Source organism: Acidovorax sp. SUPP2825, assembly GCF_030158995.1.
Taxonomy (GTDB): Bacteria; Pseudomonadota; Gammaproteobacteria; order Burkholderiales; family Burkholderiaceae_C; genus Paracidovorax.
On the sequence record NZ_BQXK01000005.1, the window covers coordinates 231,884 to 249,239 of the forward strand.

Annotated in this window: 15 protein-coding genes and 1 pseudogene; 10 read left to right on the plus strand and 6 right to left on the minus strand. The window is 69.1% G+C overall.

The features are described from left to right. Positions 1–142 precede the first annotated feature (142 nt). From AVAK2825_RS08865 to AVAK2825_RS08875, 3 genes and pseudogenes are all read left to right on the plus strand, one after another. Complete coding sequence (locus AVAK2825_RS08865) at positions 143–1,465, plus strand: MFS transporter (protein WP_284396793.1); 1,323 nt, start codon at positions 143–145, stop codon at positions 1,463–1,465. A 73-nt stretch (positions 1,466–1,538) separates the two neighbouring features. Next, positions 1,539–2,552: a M28 family peptidase gene (locus tag AVAK2825_RS08870; protein WP_284396796.1), complete on the plus strand. Its 1,014-nt coding sequence runs from the start codon at positions 1,539–1,541 to the stop codon at positions 2,550–2,552. A 100-nt stretch (positions 2,553–2,652) separates the two neighbouring features. Beyond that, positions 2,653–2,883 (plus strand): annotated as a pseudogene (locus AVAK2825_RS08875) (MFS transporter); the annotation flags it as partial. Between the two features lie 57 nt (positions 2,884–2,940). On the opposite strand, the gene AVAK2825_RS08880 reads toward AVAK2825_RS08875, so the two are convergent. Beyond that, positions 2,941–4,197: a cysteine dioxygenase gene (locus tag AVAK2825_RS08880; RefSeq protein WP_284396799.1), complete on the minus strand. Its 1,257-nt coding sequence runs from the start codon at positions 4,195–4,197 to the stop codon at positions 2,941–2,943. A 255-nt stretch (positions 4,198–4,452) separates the two neighbouring features. On the opposite strand from AVAK2825_RS08880, the gene AVAK2825_RS08885 reads away from it, so the two are divergent. Continuing rightward, complete coding sequence (locus AVAK2825_RS08885; RefSeq protein ID WP_284396802.1) at positions 4,453–5,244, plus strand: Nif3-like dinuclear metal center hexameric protein; 792 nt, start codon at positions 4,453–4,455, stop codon at positions 5,242–5,244. Between the two features lie 163 nt (positions 5,245–5,407). Here AVAK2825_RS08885 and AVAK2825_RS08890 read toward each other — a convergent pair whose 3' ends face one another. The 5 genes from AVAK2825_RS08890 to AVAK2825_RS08910 form a co-directional block, all read right to left on the minus strand. Next, on the minus strand, positions 5,408–6,154 hold the full coding sequence (locus tag AVAK2825_RS08890; protein ID WP_284396805.1) for a hypothetical protein: 747 nt from the start codon (positions 6,152–6,154) through the stop codon (positions 5,408–5,410). A 222-nt stretch (positions 6,155–6,376) separates the two neighbouring features. Next, on the minus strand, positions 6,377–7,420 hold the full coding sequence (locus tag AVAK2825_RS08895) for a VWA domain-containing protein (RefSeq protein ID WP_284396808.1): 1,044 nt from the start codon (positions 7,418–7,420) through the stop codon (positions 6,377–6,379). A gap of 26 nt (positions 7,421–7,446) precedes the next feature. Continuing rightward, positions 7,447–8,490, minus strand: a complete 1,044-nt coding sequence (locus AVAK2825_RS08900; protein ID WP_284396811.1) for a DUF58 domain-containing protein — start codon at positions 8,488–8,490, stop codon at positions 7,447–7,449. Next, positions 8,471–9,493, minus strand: a complete 1,023-nt coding sequence (locus AVAK2825_RS08905; RefSeq protein WP_284396814.1) for an AAA family ATPase — start codon at positions 9,491–9,493, stop codon at positions 8,471–8,473. Before AVAK2825_RS08905 ends, AVAK2825_RS08900 begins: the two co-directional genes overlap by 20 nt. Positions 9,494–9,706: 213 nt before the next feature. After that, positions 9,707–10,690 carry a S1C family serine protease gene (locus tag AVAK2825_RS08910; RefSeq protein WP_284396817.1) on the minus strand — a complete coding sequence of 328 codons (984 nt, stop codon included), beginning with the start codon at positions 10,688–10,690 and terminating at the stop codon, positions 9,707–9,709. A 147-nt stretch (positions 10,691–10,837) separates the two neighbouring features. Between AVAK2825_RS08910 and AVAK2825_RS08915 the strand changes: the two genes are divergently transcribed. The 6 genes from AVAK2825_RS08915 to AVAK2825_RS08940 all read left to right on the plus strand — a co-directional run bounded on the left by AVAK2825_RS08915 (position 10,838) and on the right by AVAK2825_RS08940 (position 17,339). Continuing rightward, complete coding sequence (locus tag AVAK2825_RS08915) at positions 10,838–11,674, plus strand: TatD family hydrolase (RefSeq protein ID WP_284396820.1); 837 nt, start codon at positions 10,838–10,840, stop codon at positions 11,672–11,674. A 164-nt stretch (positions 11,675–11,838) separates the two neighbouring features. Then, positions 11,839–12,435, plus strand: a complete 597-nt coding sequence (locus tag AVAK2825_RS08920; RefSeq protein WP_284396825.1) for a DNA-deoxyinosine glycosylase — start codon at positions 11,839–11,841, stop codon at positions 12,433–12,435. After that, positions 12,422–13,204, plus strand: coding sequence for a class I SAM-dependent methyltransferase (locus AVAK2825_RS08925; protein ID WP_502870513.1), 783 nt, complete (start codon positions 12,422–12,424; stop codon positions 13,202–13,204). Before AVAK2825_RS08920 ends, AVAK2825_RS08925 begins: the two co-directional genes overlap by 14 nt. Positions 13,205–13,297: 93 nt before the next feature. Then, the gene (tfpB, locus tag AVAK2825_RS08930) at positions 13,298–15,091 is read left to right on the plus strand and encodes a type IV pilus assembly ATPase TfpB (RefSeq protein ID WP_284396828.1); all 1,794 of its coding nucleotides are present in this window, start codon (positions 13,298–13,300) and stop codon (positions 15,089–15,091) included. Between the two features lie 229 nt (positions 15,092–15,320). Continuing rightward, on the plus strand, positions 15,321–15,809 hold the full coding sequence (locus AVAK2825_RS08935; protein ID WP_284396831.1) for a tripartite tricarboxylate transporter TctB family protein: 489 nt from the start codon (positions 15,321–15,323) through the stop codon (positions 15,807–15,809). Positions 15,810–15,827: 18 nt separating this feature from the next. Beyond that, on the plus strand, positions 15,828–17,339 hold the full coding sequence (locus AVAK2825_RS08940) for a tripartite tricarboxylate transporter permease (protein ID WP_284396834.1): 1,512 nt from the start codon (positions 15,828–15,830) through the stop codon (positions 17,337–17,339). Positions 17,340–17,356 lie beyond the last annotated feature (17 nt).

A 17,356-nucleotide genomic window follows, 5' to 3' on the forward strand; every position in this document is an offset into this window, starting at 1 on the left:
CCGTCCCGTTCTCCCCGCGCGGCCCGGCCCACCGGCCCCGCCGCCTGCAACACGCCCCATCCGGAATGCCTGCTGAACGTCGGCCGCGCACCGCGCCCGCGGTGCCGCGCAGTCCCGCCATCGATCTCTCCGGAACCTGCCCATGACTTCTCCTTCCCCCGCCGCCGGCGCCCTGGCCGCTGCGCCCCGCCGCCCGCTCACCCGCCACGACTACCAGACGCTGGGCCTGTCCGCCCTGGGCGGCACGCTCGAGTTCTACGACTTCGTCATCTACGTCTTCTTCGCCGCCGTGCTGGGCGGGCTGTTCTTCCCGGCCGACATGCCCGACTGGCTGCGCCAGCTGCAGACCTTCGGCATCTTCGCCGCCGGCTACCTGGCGCGCCCCGTGGGCGGCATCATCATTGCCCACTTCGGCGACAAGCTGGGCCGCAAGCGCATGTTCACGCTGTCGATCTTCCTGATGGCCGTGCCCACGCTGGTCATCGGCCTGCTGCCCACCTACGCCAGCATCGGCGTGGCGGCGCCGCTGCTGCTGCTGGCCATGCGCGTGCTGCAGGGCGCGGCCATCGGCGGCGAGATGCCCGGGGCCTGGGTGTTCGTGGCCGAGCACGTGCCCGCCAACCGCTACGGCCTGGGCGTGGGCACGCTCACGGCCGGCATCACGGGCGGCATCCTGCTGGGGTCGCTGGTGGCGATCGGCATCAACCGCAGCTACGCGCCCGCCGAGGTGCAGGAATTCGCGTGGCGCATTCCGTTCATCCTGGGCGGCGTGTTCGGCCTGGTGTCGGTGTACCTGCGGCGCTTCCTGCACGAAACGCCCGTGTTCCAGGAACTGGCCGCCCGCCGCGCCGTGGCGCGCGAACTGCCGGTCAAGACCGTGCTGCGCGAACACCGCGGCGCCATGCTGCTGGTGGCCCTGATGACCTGGGTGCTGTCCACCGCCATCGTGGTGGTGGTGCTCATCACGCCGACCTACCTGCAGAAGGTGTTCCACATTCCCGCCACGCTGGCGCTGGAGGCCAACGCGGTCGCCACGCTCACGCTCACCATCGGCTGCGTACTCGTCGGCTGGGCCACGGACCGCTTCGGCACCCGCCCGGTGATGCTGGTGGGCTGGGGTGGACTGGTGGTCACCACCTACCTGTTCTACACCGGCCTGCCGGGCACGCCGGCCACGCTGGTGTTCAACTACGGGCTGATCGGCCTGTTCGTGGGCTCGATCGCGCTGCTGCCCATCGTGGGCGTGCGGGCGTTTCCGCCCGAGGTGCGCTTCACCGGCCTGTCCTTCTCGTACAACATGGCCTATGCGGTGTTCGGCGGCATCACGCCCATCCTCATCACGCTGTGGCAGCAGCACGACGTGTTGGCCAATGCCCACTACGTGGCGGCCATGGGCGTGCTGGGGTTCGCGCTGGGCTTCGTGCCGCTGGCCTCGCGCGGCTGGCAGCCTTCGGCGCGTACGTAAAGGGGAAGAGGGCGCCAAAGACCCGACACCCCGGAGCGTTCAAACGGAATCGCGTCTCGCTTGAAAATTGAGAATGAACGCAGTTTTTCAAAGCCTGCTGCGAATTTGCGGCGCCTTGGCTCTGGTGTTGTTCGGCCTCCTGGCTTTCGTCGTGGCCATGACGACCATGCCGGGGAGCTCACACCGGGGACCGCTTCCCGCCATGAGCGCCCAGGAACGGGAACTCTCGGTCCGGTTGCGCAGACACGTGACGGCCATTGCGTCCACCGAGCACAACCGCCGGCACTACGAAGCGCTGGAAGCCGCCTCCGCATACATCGAATCCGAACTCGCGGGCTCCGGCTTCGTGGTGCGGCGCGAAGAATTCAGCGTCGCGGGCAAGGTCGTGCGCAACTTGGAAGTCACCATTCCAAGCCAGTCGGCGCCGGGCCGCAGTGCCGTCGTCATTGGGGCGCACTACGACTCGGCCCAAGGAAGTCCAGGTGCCAATGACAACGGCACCGGTGCCGCAGCGGTGTTGGAACTGGCGAAGAGCCTGAAAGCTGGCGCTGAAACCGCGCGGTCAGACGTCGTCCTTGTCCTGTACACCAATGAAGAGCCCCCGTACTTTCGTACCTCACAGATGGGGAGCGTAGTTCATGCAAAAGGCTTGGTATCCCGGGGCATGACGGTCAAGGCCATGCTGTCGCTGGAGACGATGGGGTACTTTTCTGACGAACCAGATTCTCAAAAGTATCCCTGGCCACTCAACCAGTTCTATCCCAGTCAGGGCGACTTCATCGGCTTCGTCGCGACCACTGCCGATTGGCGCCTCGTTCGCCGGGTCGTCCAATCGTTCCGCGCGCAGGCGGCTTTTCCGTCCGAGGGAGTCGCTGCACCCCGGTTCGTGCCGGGCGTGGATTTTTCCGACCACGCTGCCTACCTGGACGAAGGCATACCGGCGCTGATGGTGACGGATACGGCCCCGTACCGGTATCCCTACTATCACACGGCCCAGGATACGCCGGACGAAGTCGACTTCGACAAATTGGCGCGCGTGGTGTCGGGCTTGAACGCTGTCGTGCGCGACCTGGTTGCGGGTGAGTAGGGTGCAGGCCGGAAACGGCCGGCTCGCGGTTTAGCTGTCCGGAAAACCGGCGAGGTGACGCTCTGCGACGCTGCACCTTGTTTGCTGCTCAAGGGAGTGCGTGGCCATGCGGGCATTTCCGCCTGAGGGGCGCTTCGCCGGCCTGTCCTTCTCGTACAACATGGCCTATGCGGTGTTCGGCGGCATCACACCGATCCTCATCACGCCGCGGCAGCGGCACGATGTGCTGGCCAATGCCCACTACGTGGCGACCATGGGCGTGCTGGCGTTCGCGCTGGGCTTCGTGCCGCTGGCTTCGCGCGGCTGGCAGCCGGCCGGCGCACGGGCCTGAGCCGAAAGCCGTGCAGGCGCCTGCCGGTGATTGCCCCCCGGGCGCCGCACCGCGCCCTCAGGCCGAGGTCGACGGGCTGTGCATCGCATCGGCCCATTCCTTCTGGATCAGCTGCTTGAACTCGCGGTACGTCCAGTCGGAATCGGGCTTGAAGTGCTCGATGCGCTGCTCCTTGTCGTCGATGTAGTCGAAGAACTCGTAGTGCTGGCGGTCCTTGTTCGCATAGCGGTAGCACTGGATGGTGGCGCAGAAGTCGCCGCCGGGCCGGGGTGACGGGTTGCTCAGCCGGTGGATCTGGTAGTACTGCGGCGTGAGGAAGGTCACGTCGCCCGCGTGCGCGAGCATGTGGCCCCAGGAGGTTTCGTCCTGCGGGCTGAGGGTGCCGAACCACTCGATCAGGATCTGGCCGTGCAGCACCTTGATGATCGCGTTGGCCTGCCCGTGGTCGTGGATGGGCGAATGGCTGCCCGCTGGCCAGACCTCCAGCACGTAGGGCTGGCCTGGCGAGTCGCCCAGGTTGCCGTCCAGCGTGATGCGCAGGTAGCTGAAGCCGCCTTCGCCGCCCGCCTTCTTCTTGAGTTTCTCGAAGCACATCTTGCCCGGCGTGACGATCGAATACTGGATGGCCTGCGCGAACTCCGGGAAGTCCGGTGTTTCCAGGCGGATGTTCGGCCCCGCCACGTTGGCGTAGAGCAATTGGCATTCCTTGGGCAGGTTCTGCGCCACGCTGACGGTGTTCTCCGCGATGAGGTCCAGCGTGATTTCTTCCGGGCGGATGACGCGCGGGGCGGGGTCCAGATTGACCGGGATCGGCCGCAGCAGCAGGTGGGGGTGGTCGCCCGCGCCCCGCACCTCGACGTGCCGCAGCGTGGGCGCGAGCGCACCGAGGCCGAGCGGGTCGGAGGTTTCCGGGAAGGCGTATTCAAGCTGCATCAGATGCAGCAGCATTTCGCCCTTGCCGTAGCGCAGGCGCCGGTTGTTGCTGTCCAGGCTGAGCCAGTACGACTGGTTCGCCGAGGGCTGCAGCAGGGCTTTCGGGGCGGTGCTGCGGGCGAGCTCGAAGCGCTCTCCGTTCTTTTCGACCCAGAGCACGGCGCAGGCCGCATCCACCGTCAGGCCGCAGGCGCCGGCCGGGTGCTTGCCGGGCTTTGCCGGCCGCAGGGCGATGGTGAGCGAGCGGGTGCCCGAATCGGCGGGCAGGCGCACGGAGGCGGTGCCCTGGCCGGTGATCCGGAAATCGGCCTGGGAGGCGTCCTGGGAGACGAGGTGGAGCTTGATCGGCGAGACGGTGGAGGCGGGCTGTGCGGAGGGCATGGCTTGGCGTGGGGGAATGGAGGGATGGGTGGGGGGCTGCGGAATGGGGCGGTGCGGGCGTGCGGGGCGGCAGCGCGCGTGCATGGGTGCATGCGTGCGCACGGCTTCCGGGGGCCCGGAAAGTGTCGGTGCTGGTGGTGTTTCCCTCCCTGTCGTGGCGCCGCCTGGTTGGCGGTCTGTGCGTCGGTGTTGCGTGCTTCGGTCTGCGGTGCGGCACTGTGCCGGCCTGGCGCGCGCCCTGCCACAATGGCCCGCATGACGGCCTCTTTTGTACCTTCTTTCACGCACGACTCCACCCCCGGGGTTTCCCGGCACGACCTGCAGCGCGCGTTCGACACCCTGCTGCAGCCCGAGCGTTTCAAGGACTACGGCCCCAATGGGCTGCAGGTGGAGGGCAAGGAGCGCATCGCGCGCATCGTGAGCGGCGTGACGGCCAGCCGGGCGTTGATCGATGCGGCCATCGAGGACGGGGCCGATGCGATCTTCGTGCACCACGGCCTGTTCTGGCGCGGGCAGGACGGCCGCGTGACGGGCTGGATGAAGCAGCGGCTGCAGCGCCTGCTGGTCCACGACATCAACCTGTTCGCTTACCACCTGCCGCTGGATGCGCACGCCGAGCTGGGCAACAACGCGCAGCTGGGCCGCATGCTTGGCGTGGCCGCCGATGCGCGCTTCGGCGAGCAGGACCTGGGCTTCGCCGGTCCCGCGGAGTTCGCCGATGCGCATGCCCTGGCCCGCCATGTGGAGAGCGTGCTCGGTCGCGCCGTGACGCTGGTGGCGCCCGAGCCGCGCCCGATCCGGCGGCTGGCCTGGTGCACGGGCGGGGCGCAGGGCTATTTCGAGGGGGCGATTGCCGCCGGGGCCGACGCCTTCGTCACCGGCGAGATCTCCGAGCCGCAGGCCCACCTGGCGCGCGAGACGGGCGTGGCCTTCATCGCGGCGGGGCACCACGCCACCGAGCGCTACGGCGCCCCCGCCGTGGCCGAACGGGTGGCCGCGCAACTGGGCATCGCCCACCGGTTCATCGAGATCGACAACCCGGCGTGAAGGGGTTTGCTATTTAATTGATAGCGTAATGCCCTAGTACTGATTGTGCTGGAGGGCTGCGGAAGGTATGGTCGCCGACTCCATTCATGAGATCGGTCTGCCTACCGGCTTCGCAGGCGCTTCTTAGCCAAAGCCGCTTTCCCCGGAGTTCGTACGAGACAGCTCATTGGCCCACCACCTTTTCTCCGTGCAGCACGTCGTTCATCCAGCGCGGATCGGTCGGTAAGACAAAGCCTGCGGGTGCATAGCCAACGAACTTGCCGTCATCCTCCCACTTCTTCATCTTGCGGGTGAATTCTGCGGGGTAGTCCCTTGCGCTGCATGCGATGTTGCTCCATGGATCGCATACGTACACGTCTGCAGGCCATGTCCTCATGTCTGCAGCCAAGGGGTTCGATGCGCGACCGATGACGGCAACGTCATGGGCAACACTTTGGTCATCGCCCCCGAGTTCAAGAATCTGCGCAGCCAATCCACGTTCTTCAAGGTGATGCGCTGCCAGAAGCGCCAATTCCTGGCACTGATGGGCCTTCCCTTGCTTGGCAGCCTGAAGTGGATCAGGCTTGGCACGCATGCGTTCGACCTCCAGCGTGGCTTGTTCCTGCCGGGCCTGTTCTTCCGGCCCGCCGTTTCCATTGACCTTATTGCCGGACTTCAGGTTCGGTCGGTAGTAAGTGTCCCGCACGAAATTCAGGACATCGGTCACTGCAGCTTTTGCTTCGGATGGGCTCAGGCGCTGCGCGGAAGACAGTACCGCCGTGCGTTGCCTTTGAAAAGCGGAAGTTTCTGCGTTGGAGGTGCCCTGTCGATAGGGACTCAATCCACTCAAATGGCTGCCGCCTTGGCCTGTTGTGCGCGCCTGGGCACTGCGACCAGTCGCGGCAGGCAAATGCTGGGTCCTCGAATCCATGTTGGGTCCATGCCGGTTGGAACCACTGCCCGATGTCGAAAAGCACAAGCCCATGACGCGTCTCCTGATCGTTGACTGCAACAGTCTATTTTGCGAGAGGCGTGATCTGCACCGAGGAAAAACGCGAAGATTCGTTTGTCAGCGCGAAGTGGAAGCTCGATGCTTTTAATCGGCACATCAGTGCGTTCAACGGGCAGGCCTGCCCTCAAAAGCAGACGCCTTCTACATGACCCGCCCGTACCACCACACCGACAGCGCGGCCGCCAGCAGCATGAACACCGCGCCGGCCAGCGCGAACAGGGCGGACACCTCGGTTTCCTTTTTCTCCACCGTGAGGCGCGAGCTGAGTGTCTCGTACACCTTCTGCAGGTCGGCCGCCGTGGCGGCATGGAAGTATTCGGCGTTGGTGCGCAGGGCCACGGCCTTGAGCGTGTCCTCGTCCAGGCGCACGCGCATGGACCAGCCTTCGAAGCCGATCGTCTCGCCGGCCACCGTGCCCACGCCCACGGTGTACACGCGCACGCCGCGGTCGGCGGCCCACTGGGCGGCCTCGAGCGGGTCCACGCCCGTGGTGCGCTGGCCGTCGGTCAGCATGATGATGGCGGCCGAGGTGTAGGAGCCCGGCGCCACGGGCGTGAAAGGCTTCCGGCCCTGCGCCCGGCCCACCTCGTCGATGGGCTGCGAGCGCATGGCCTGCCGCCCGCCCAGGGCGGCGATGTCGATGCCCGAATCGGGGAACAGCGTGGCCAGCGACAGCAGGATGCCGTTGCCCGTCGCCGTGCCGCGCTGCAGCTGGAAGCTGTCGATGGCTTTCACCAGGTCTTCATGATTTTGCGTGGGCAGTTGCGCCAGCTGGGCGCTGCCGGCGAACGCCACCACCCCCACCCGCACGTGGCGCGGCAGGTCGGCGATGAAGGCCTTGGCGGCGTTCTGCGCGGCGGTGATGCGGTCGGGCAGCACGTCGGCGGCGCGCATGCTGCCCGAGACGTCCATGGCCAGCATGATGGTCTGCTGCTGCGAGGGCAGGGTGATGATGGCCAGTGGGCGTGCCGTGGCCAGCAGCAGCGCGGCCAGCCCCAGCAGGAACAGGGCGGGCGGCACATGGCGCCGCCAGGTCGTGCGCGCGCCCAGGGCCTCGCGCACCAGCGCAAGGCTGGGGTAGTGCAGGGCGGTGGCCCGGCGCCGGCGCAGCAGCCACACGTAGAGCAGCACCAGCACCGGCAGCGCGATCAGCAGCCAGAGGAACGTGGGCCAGAGAAAGACCATGGTGCAGCGGCTCCTACTTGTTCTGTCTACGCGGCCCGGGCGGCAGCGCCCGCGACGGTGGGGGAGGCCGGGGCGCGGTAGGCGGGCTTGGCCGGCTGGCGGCCGCGCAGCTCCATGAAGCGCACCAGGGCGTCCAGCAGGTCGTCGCCGGTGGCCAGCTCCAGCGTGTCGGCCCCGGCGCGCGCGAGCGATTCGCGCAGGGCGGCCTCGCGCTGCGCGGCCAGGCGGGCGAAGCGGTGGCGAAAGGCCTTGTCGCGCGTGTCCACCTGCAGCTGGTCGCCGGTCTCGGGGTCGCGCAGGGTGACCAGGCCCACGTCGGGCAGTTCCAGTTCCAGCGGGTCGAGCAGGCGCACGGCGACGACGTCGTGGCGCTGCGCGAGCTGGGCCAGCGGCTTTTCCCAGCCGGGCGCGGTGATGAAGTCCGACACCACGAACACCGCCGAGCGCCGCCGCACGGTGCCCAGGGCCGTGCCCAGCAGGTGCGACAGGTCGGTGGCGCCGGGCGGCGCCGCAGCGGGCCCAGGCACCTGCAGCAGGCGGTGCAGCAGGTGCAGCACATGGGCGCGGCTGGCGCGCGGCGGCAGGATGGCGTCCACGCCCGGAGCCCGCGCGGCACCGGCGGGCGCAGGGGAGGCGGCACCCGCTCCGTACAGCATGGCGCCCACGCGGTTGCCGTGGCGCGTGAGCAGGCGCGCCAGCACGGCCACGAAGCCGGCCAGGATGTCGCGCTTGGCCTGCCCCGGCGGGCCGAAGTCCAGCGACGGGCTCAGGTCCAGCAAAAACCACGCGGCCATCTCGCGGTCTTCGGAGAACACGCGCACGTGCGGCACGGCGAGCCGCGCGGTCACGTTCCAGTCGATGTGGCGCACGTCATCGTGCGGCTGGTATTCGCGCAGGTCGGCCAGGTCCAGCCCGCCGCCGCGCAGCAGCGTGCGGTAGTCGCCCTGCAGCAGGCCGTCGAGCCGGCGGATCACCGTCCACTCGAGCTGGCGCAGCAGCCGCTCGGCCTGGCCGGGCAGCGCCGCTGCGCTTGCGGCCGGCGGGGCGGCGTCAGGCGCGCTGCGGCTCATGGCGGGCCCCGTCCTGGGCGTCGTGGTGCAGGGGCCGGGGCGGCGCGGGCAGGTGGGCCATGAGCTGGCCGACGAGGGCGTCGGCGTCCAGCCCGTCCGACAGCGCCTCGTACGACAGCGTGATGCGGTGGCGCAGCACGTCGGGCGCGAGGTCGGCCATGTCCTGGGGCAGCACGTAGGCGCGCCCGCGCAGCATGGCCAGGGCCCGCGCGCCCTCGGCCAGGTGGATGGTGGCGCGGGGGCTGGCGCCGCAGGCGATGCGCGGGGCCAGGCCGGGCAGGCCGTACTGGGCCGGCGCGCGTGTGGCGGCCACCAGGCGCACGGCGTACTGCAGCAGCGACGGGTCCACGTAGACCGTGCGGCACTCGGCCTGCAGCGCGGCGAGCTGGCCGGTGGTGGCCACGGCGGCCACCTGCACGGCGGGTGCGAGCGCGCGCTGGGCGATCACGAACTCTTCCTCTTCGCTCGGGTAGCCCACGAGCACCTTCATCATGAAGCGGTCCACCTGCGCCTCGGGCAGCGCGTAGGTGCCCTCGGTCTCGATGGGGTTCTGCGTGGCCATCACCAGAAAGGGCTCGGGCACGCGGTGCGTCTCGCCCGCGATGGTCACCTGGCGCTCCTGCATCACCTCCAGCAGCGCGCTCTGCACCTTGGCGGGCGCGCGGTTGATCTCGTCGGCCAGCAGCAGATTGGTGAACACGGGGCCGCGCGTGGTGCTGAACTCGCCCGTGCGCTGGTTGTACATGCGTGTGCCCACCAGGTCGGCAGGCACCAGGTCGGGCGTGAACTGGATGCGCTTGAACTGGCCCTGCACGGTGCTGGCCAGGGTCTTGACGGTGAGCGTCTTGGCCAGGCCGGGCACGCCCTCGACCAGCAAGTGGCCCTGCGACAGCATGGCCACCATCACGCGCTCCAGGAAGCGGTCCTGCCCGACCACGACGCGCTTGACCTCGTAGAGGATCTGCTCCATCAGCGTGGCGGTGTGCGGTGTGGCGTGTTCCATGGCTGTCCTTTTTGATGCGTTATCGAGGAGGCGGCAAGTGCAAAGGCCCATGCACTGGCGGGCGCTGTCCCTTCCGAAGGCCGCGGAGCAGGCCGCGCCAGCAGACGCCGCGCAAGGGCCGCCCCGCCGCGCTGGCGTCGTCCCCCTGCCCGCAGTGCGCAGCGCTGCGAGAGCGGGGGGAAGCGGCGCAGCCGCTCAGGGGGGTGTTCATAGTCAAAACGGAGGCATGCCGACGGCGGCCGCCGCGTTCTCGATGGGCACGGCGAAGCCGATGCCGATGAAGGTGCGCGCGGGCGTGGGGTTCAGGATGGCGGTGACGATGCCGACGACCTCGCCGTCGAGCGTGACCAGCGGCCCGCCGGAGTTGCCCGGGTTGGCCGCGGCGTCGAACTGGATCAGGTGCTGCAGCTCGCGCTTGCCCTCGGGCGAATCGAACTCGCGCTCCAGCCCCGACACCACGCCGGCCGAGGCCGAAGGCCCGATGCCGAACGGAAAGCCCACCGCCACCACCGGGTCGCCCGGGCGCAGGTTCTGCGTGGAGCGCAGCGGGGCGGCCACCAGGTCGTCGGGAATCTTGTGGGCCTGCAGCACCGCCAGGTCGTTCTCGGGCTGCACGCCGGTGACGCTGGCGCCGGCCTCCATGCCGTCGGAGAACGTGATCTGCACGCGCGTGGTGCCCTGCACCACGTGCAGGTTGGTGAGGACGACGCCCTTGTCCAGGATCACCACGCCGGTGCCGATGCCGCGCTCGACCTCCTTGCCCTTCTTGGTGCGGGCGTAGCCCACCACCCGCACCACCGAGGGCGCGATGGTCTGCACCGCGCGCGCCGTGGCCGCGGGCAGGGGCTGGGTCTCCAGCGTGCGCAGCACGGCGGCGTCGATGTCCTTTTGCGTGAGGGGCGGGGCGGACGGGCGCTGGCCCATCCAGACGCTGGCGGCCAGCAGCACCGACAGCAGGGCGATGGCGGCCCACAGGGCGCGCTGGTGCAGGCGTGGGGCCGCGCGCACGGGGCGATCCCCGGTGGGGGCGGCCGTGGCGGAAAGGGCCTCGGGCGCCTGCGCCGCTTCGGCCGAGCGCCCGGCGCCGGGGCGTGGTGCGGCGCCGGCCGGGCCACGCGGTGCGGCCGGGTGCGGTGCCGCCTCGGGGGCGCTGCGGCGGTCGGAGCGGGAGCTGCTGTAGCGGGGTGGCCTGGGCATGCTGACACCTCTGGAAGCGGGCGCGCCACGGGCGGGCGGCGGCGGAGCGTTCACGGTAGCACGGAAAAGCCCGCCGCGCATGTGACAGGGCGTATCGGCGCGGGCCATGGCGCCCGCAGGGCCTGCCGCCTCGGGCATCATCTGCGCATGCACACCTGGATCGACACCCACTGCCATCTGGACGAGTTCGAGGCGCATGCCGGGCCCGCGCACCTGGCCCAGGTCCGCGCCGAGGCCGCGCGCGCCGGTGTCATGCACTGCGTGCTGCCGGCGGTGGAACTGGGCAACCTGGACGCCGTGCGCCGCCTGGCGCACCAGCATGGCGACAGCTACGCGCTCGGCATCCACCCGCTGTTCACCGGCCGCGCGGGCGATGGCGACGTGGATACGCTGGCCGGGGCGCTGCAGGCCCACCACGCCGACCCGCGCCTGGTCGCCATCGGCGAGATCGGCCTGGACTACTTCGTGCCCACGCTGGACGGCCCGCGGCAGGAGCGCTTTTACCGGGCGCAGTTGCAGCTGGCCCAGCGCTTCGACCTGCCGGTGATCCTGCACGTGCGGCGTTCGTCGGACAAGGTGCTCAAGGGCCTGCGCGAGCGGCCGGTGCGCGGCGGCATCGCCCATGCCTTCAACGGCAGCCTGCAGCAGGCCCAGGCGTTCATCGCCATGGGCTTCAAGCTCGGTTTCGGCGGGGCGGTCACCTTCGACCGCGCGCTGCAGCTGCGCCGGCTGGCGGCGGAACTGCCGCTCGAATCGCTGGTGCTGGAGACCGATGCCCCCGACATTCCCCCGCATTGGCTCTATGTGACCGCCGCCCAGCGGGCCGACGGCGCACCGCCCGCGCGCAATGCGCCGGGCGAGCTGCCCCGCATCGCCGAGGTGGTGGCCAGGCTGCGCGGCATGCCGGTGGCGGAGCTGGCACAGGCCACGCGGGCCAACGCCTGCGCTGCGCTGCCGCGGCTGGGGGCGCTGCTGGCGATCTGAGCCTTTTGGGCCGCCAGTGCAATTGGTACTAGGGCATGTTGCTATGATATTGATAGTAATCTGCTGCTTCGCCGTGCGCCCCGGCCCGGTCTCGCGACACCGCGGGGCCCGCCGATTCCCCGTTCCCCTCTTTTTCTCCCCAATGCCCCCCGATGATGGCCGCCATGGATTCCGCCTCCGATCCGCCTGAGCCCTGGTTCCCCCCGCCTTCCGGTCCGGTGCCGGCGGCGGCCCCGCGTCTTGTCGGGCTGGCGCCGGTCGTCTCGCCGCGTACCGTGGTGCTGGTGCTCGGCAGCTTTCCCGGCGCGGCCTCGCTGCGCGCGGGGCAGTATTACGGGCACCCGCAGAACCACTTCTGGCGCATCCTGCAGGCACTGTGGCCGCAGCCCGTGCTGCCGGGGCGGGACGACTACGCCGGGCGCTGCGCCTGGCTGCTGGACCGGGGCCTGGGCCTGTGGGACGTGTACGCCGCCTGCGAGCGCGAGGGCAGCCTGGACACCGACATCCGCAACGCCGTGGTGAACGATTTCCGGGCGCTGCTGGCGCAGTGCCCCCGCCTGGCCGCCATCGCCCACAATGGCGGGGAGAGCTTCCGGCACGCCAAGGCCGTGCGCGCCCACCTGGGGCTGCCGCCCGCGCTGCTGGAGGGCGGCGTGCAGTCCCTGCGGCTGCCTTCCACCAGCCCGGCCAACGCCTCGTGGAGCTTTGACAAGAAACTGAACGCCTGGGCTGCCGCCCTGGGCACTTATGGATTGGTGTGACGATTTGACCCGCAAGAAAAACGACAGCGAAGCCCTGCCCGAAGTGAGCGTCTCCGACGATGGCGAGGTGCGCCACCTGCACCTGGGCACGCCGTGGATCCAGGGCTCCATGCGCGTGGCCGAGCCGTTCGGGCTCGAGCTGGAATACGTGCAGCGCATGATGGCCTGGCTGCTCTTCGTCGAGCCCGCCAGCGTCACCAAGCGCCATGCGATGCAGCTGGGCCTGGGCGCCGGTGCCCTCACCAAGTTCTGCCACAAGAAGCTGCGCATGTGCGCCACCGCCATCGAGCTCAACCCCCAGGTGCTGGCCGTGTGCCGCGCCTGGTTCAAGCTGCCGCCCGACGGCCCCAAGCTGCGCGTGATCCTGGGCGATGCCGCCGCGGAGATCCGCGACCCGATGTGGCTGGGCACGGTCGATGCCCTGCAGGTGGACCTGTACGACCACGACGCCGCCGCGCCCGTGCTCGACAGCGCCGCCTTCTATGCCGACTGCCGCGCGCTGCTGTCCGAGGACGGCGCCATGACCGTCAACCTGTTCGGCCGCGCCTCCAGCTACGAGCGCAGCCTGGGCAAGATGGCCGAGGCCTTCGGCGCCGACGCGCTGTGGGCCTTCAAGCCCACGCGCGAAGGCAACACCGTGGTGCTGGCGCAGCGCACGCCCACGCGGCCCAAGCGCGCCGACCTGCTCGCGCGCGCCGAGGCCGTGCAGGCCCGCTGGGACCTGCCGGCCACCAAGTGGGCGCGCGTTTTCAAGCCGGTGGCAGCATGACGCGGGCCGCTTCGGCCTTCCACCGTGGTGCGTGCTGCTGCTGCCGCCGCACCGCTGCGCTCGCCCTTCCTCTCCTTTGAATGAGGCCCGCCCATGAGCACCGCCACCCCAACCGACACCCCGACGAAGCCCCCTGCCTATACCGGGCCCCTGGAGTGGCGCCGGCTGGTGGACTGGCTGCGGGCCGACGGCGTGATCTCGGCCGAGGAGGCCGCCCGCACCATCGCTCGCTGCTCGCAGGCCGAAAGCCGCCAGCACCCGCTCGTGCGCCTGGCCAACGTGGCGATGGCCCGCGCGAGCGACGGCCGCCCGCTCGATGCCGAGGCGCTCACGCAGTACCTGGCGCAGCGCAGCGGCCTGGCCTACCTGCGCATCGATCCGCTCAAGGTGGACGTGGGCCGCGTGGCCGACACCATGAGCGCCAGCTACGCCGAGCGCCACAAGGTGCTGCCCGTGCAGGTCACGCCCAAGGAGGTGGTGATCGCCACGGCCGAACCCTTCATCGACGACTGGGTGGCCGAGGTGGAGCGCCAGGCGCGCCGCTCGGTGCGCCGCGTGGTCGCCAACCCGCAGGACATCCAGCGCTTCACCGCCGAGTTCTTCGCGCTGGCCAAGTCGGTGCGCGCCGCGCAGAAGGCCGGTGGGGCCTCGGCGGGCAGCAGCTTCGAGCAATTGGTGGAACTGGGCAAGAGCAACAAGCAGCTCGATGCCAACGACCAGGGCGTGGTCAAGGTGGTGGACTGGCTGTGGCAGTACGCCTTCGACCAGCGCGCGAGCGACATCCACCTGGAGCCGCGCCGCGAGCAGGGCGTGATCCGCTTTCGCATCGACGGCGTGCTGCACCCGGTCTACCAGATGCCCATGGGCGTGCTCAACGCGATGGTCTCGCGCGTGAAGCTGCTCGGGCGCATGGACGTGGTGGAAAAGCGCCGCCCTCAGGACGGCCGCATCAAGACCCGCAACCCGCGCGGCGACGAGGTGGAAATGCGCCTGTCCACGCTGCCCACGGCCTTCGGCGAGAAGATGGTGATGCGCATCTTCGACCCCGACAACGCCGTCAAGGACCTGGACGCGCTGGGCTTCGCGCAGCACGACGCCACGCGCTGGGAGGCGCTGGTCAAGCGCCCGCACGGCATCATCCTGGTGACCGGGCCCACGGGCTCGGGCAAGACCACCACGCTGTACTCCACGCTCAAGCGCGTGGCGACCGAAGAGGTCAACGTGAGCACGGTGGAAGACCCGATCGAAATGATCGAGCCCAGCTTCAACCAGACCCAGGTGCAGCCGCAGCTCGACTTCAACTTCGCCGAAGGCCTGCGCGCGCTGATGCGGCAGGACCCGGACATCATCATGGTGGGCGAGATCCGCGACCTCGCCACCGCCGACATGGCCGTGCAGGCCGCGCTCACCGGCCACCTGGTGTTCAGCACGCTGCACACCAACGATGCGCCCAGCGCCGTCACGCGGCTCATGGAACTGGGCGTGCCGCCCTACCTCATCAACGCCACGCTGCTGGGCATCCTGGCGCAGCGGCTGGTGCGCACGCTGTGCAAGCAGTGCAAGCAAAAGGACGAGGCGGCCTCGGCCGAGGCGCTGGCCGCTGTGGTCAAGCCGTGGAAGCTCAACGGCGGCTACCAGCCCTACAAACCCGTGGGCTGCGTGGACTGCCGCATGACGGGCTTCCATGGCCGCATGGGCCTGTACGAACTGCTCACCGTGAGCGAGGCGCTCAAGGACCGCATCAACCAGGCGCCCTCCATCGACGTGCTGCGCCGCCAGGCCGTACAGGACGGCATGCGCCCGCTGCGCCTGGCCGGCGCGCTGCGCGTGGCCGAAGGCATCACCACGCTGGAAGAAGTGATCGCGGCCACGCCGCCGATGGAGTAGACCGCGCCGCCGCGCGCGGCCCCCGGGGCCGGCTGCGCGCGCTTTGTCCGAGCCTTGCCGGGCCCTTCATCCACCGCCTGCGGACGCTCTGCCGTAGCGCGCCGGTGCGGCTTTTTCCGGGGCGCCACCCTGCGGTTTTCCCTAGGCGCTGGATAGGTGGAATCCACATCGATCCCGAGTGGACCGGACTGCACAATCGCCCGTCAAGTTCTTGTAAGGAGACGTTTTCGTGAAAATCAAGAGCCAGAAAGATTTCTTTTCGGGCCTCATGTTCATGGGTGTGGGCGTGGCCTTCGCGGTCGGTGCCTCCAACTACAACATCGGCAACGGCGCCCGCATGGGCCCCGGCTACTTCCCCCTGATTCTCGGCATCATCCTCGCCATCCTCGGCGTGGCGATCACGTTCTACGCCACGGTGGTGGAGAGCGTGGATGGCGACAAGGTCGGCAAGTGGGCGTGGAAGCAGCTGTTCTTCATCCTGGCCTCGAACTTCGCGTTCGGCGTGCTGCTGGCGGGCTTGCCCTCGTTCGGCGTGCCGGCCATGGGCCTGATCGTCGCGATCTACGCGCTGGTGTTCATCGCCAGCCTGGCCGGCGACACCTTCAGTGCCAAGGAGGTGTTCATCCTCGCCACGGTCCTGGCGGTGGGCAGCTACGTGGCTTTCGTGTGGGCGCTGAAGCTGCAGTTCCCTGTGTGGCCCAGTTTCATTTCGGGTTGAGCAGGAGCATCGAAAACCATGGAATTGTTTGACAACCTGGCGACCGGCTTCGGCGTCGCCTTCACGTTTCAGAACCTCATCTACTGCTTCATCGGCTGCCTGCTGGGCACGCTGATCGGCGTGCTGCCTGGCATCGGGCCCGTGGCCACCATCGCCATGCTGCTGCCCGCCACGTATGCGCTGCCCCCGGTGGCCGCGCTGATCATGCTGGCCGGCATCTACTACGGCGCGCAATACGGCGGATCGACCACCGCCATCCTGGTGAACCTGCCGGGCGAATCGTCCTCGGTGGTGACCGTGATCGACGGCTACCAGATGGCGCGCAAGGGCCGGGCGGGTCCCGCGCTGGCAGCCGCCGGGCTGGGCTCGTTCTTCGCCGGCTGCGTGGGCACGCTGATCCTGGCCGCCTTCGCGCCGCCGCTGACCGAAGTCGCCTTCAAGTTCGGCCCCGCCGAATACTTCTCGCTGATGGTGCTGGGCCTGATCGGCGCCGTGGTGCTGGCCTCGGGCTCGCTGCTCAAGGCGGTCGCCATGATCGTGCTGGGCCTGCTGCTGGGCCTGGTGGGCACCGACGTGAACTCGGGCGTCGCCCGCTACAGCTTCGACATCCCTGAACTGACCGACGGCATCAACTTCGTCGTGATCGCCATGGGCGTGTTCGGCTACGGCGAAATCATCGCCAACCTGTCCAAGCCCGAAGACGACCGCGAGGTGTTCACCGCCAAGGTGCACGGCCTCATGCCGACCAAGGAAGACTTCAAGCGCATGATCCCCGCCGTGCTGCGCGGCACGGCGCTCGGCTCGGCCCTGGGCATCCTGCCCGGCGGCGGCGCGCTGCTGGCGGCCTTCGCGGCCTACACCATCGAAAAGAAGACCAAGCTGCAACCCGGCGAAGTTCCTTTCGGCAAGGGCAACATCCGCGGTGTGGCGGCCCCCGAGTCGGCCAACAACGCCGGCGCGCAGACCTCCTTCATCCCGCTGCTGACGCTGGGCATTCCGCCCAACGCCGTGATGGCGCTGATGGTGGGTGCCATGACGATCCACAACATCCAGCCTGGCCCCCAGGTGATGACGAGCAACCCCGAACTCTTCTGGGGCCTGATCGCCTCGATGTGGCTCGGCAACGCGATGCTGATCATCCTGAACCTGCCGCTGATCGGCCTGTGGATCAAGCTGTTGACCGTGCCTTACCGTTGGCTGTTCCCCTCCATCGTGCTGTTCTGCGCGGTGGGCGTGTACGGCACGAACAACAACACGTTCGACGTGTGGCTGGTCGGTATCTTCGGCTTCATCGGCTACCTGTTCCACAAGCTGGGCACCGAACCCGCGCCGCTGCTGCTCGGGTTCATCCTGGGCCCGATGATGGAAGAAAACCTGCGCCGCGCCCTGCTGCTGTCGCGTGGCGACTGGAGCGTGTTCGTGACGCGCCCCATCTCCGCCGGCCTGCTGGCTGCCGCCGTGCTGCTGCTCATCATCGTGCTGCTGCCGGCCGTGAAGAACAAGCGCGAGGAAGCCTTCGTCGAGGACTGACCCTCGGGCTGGGTACC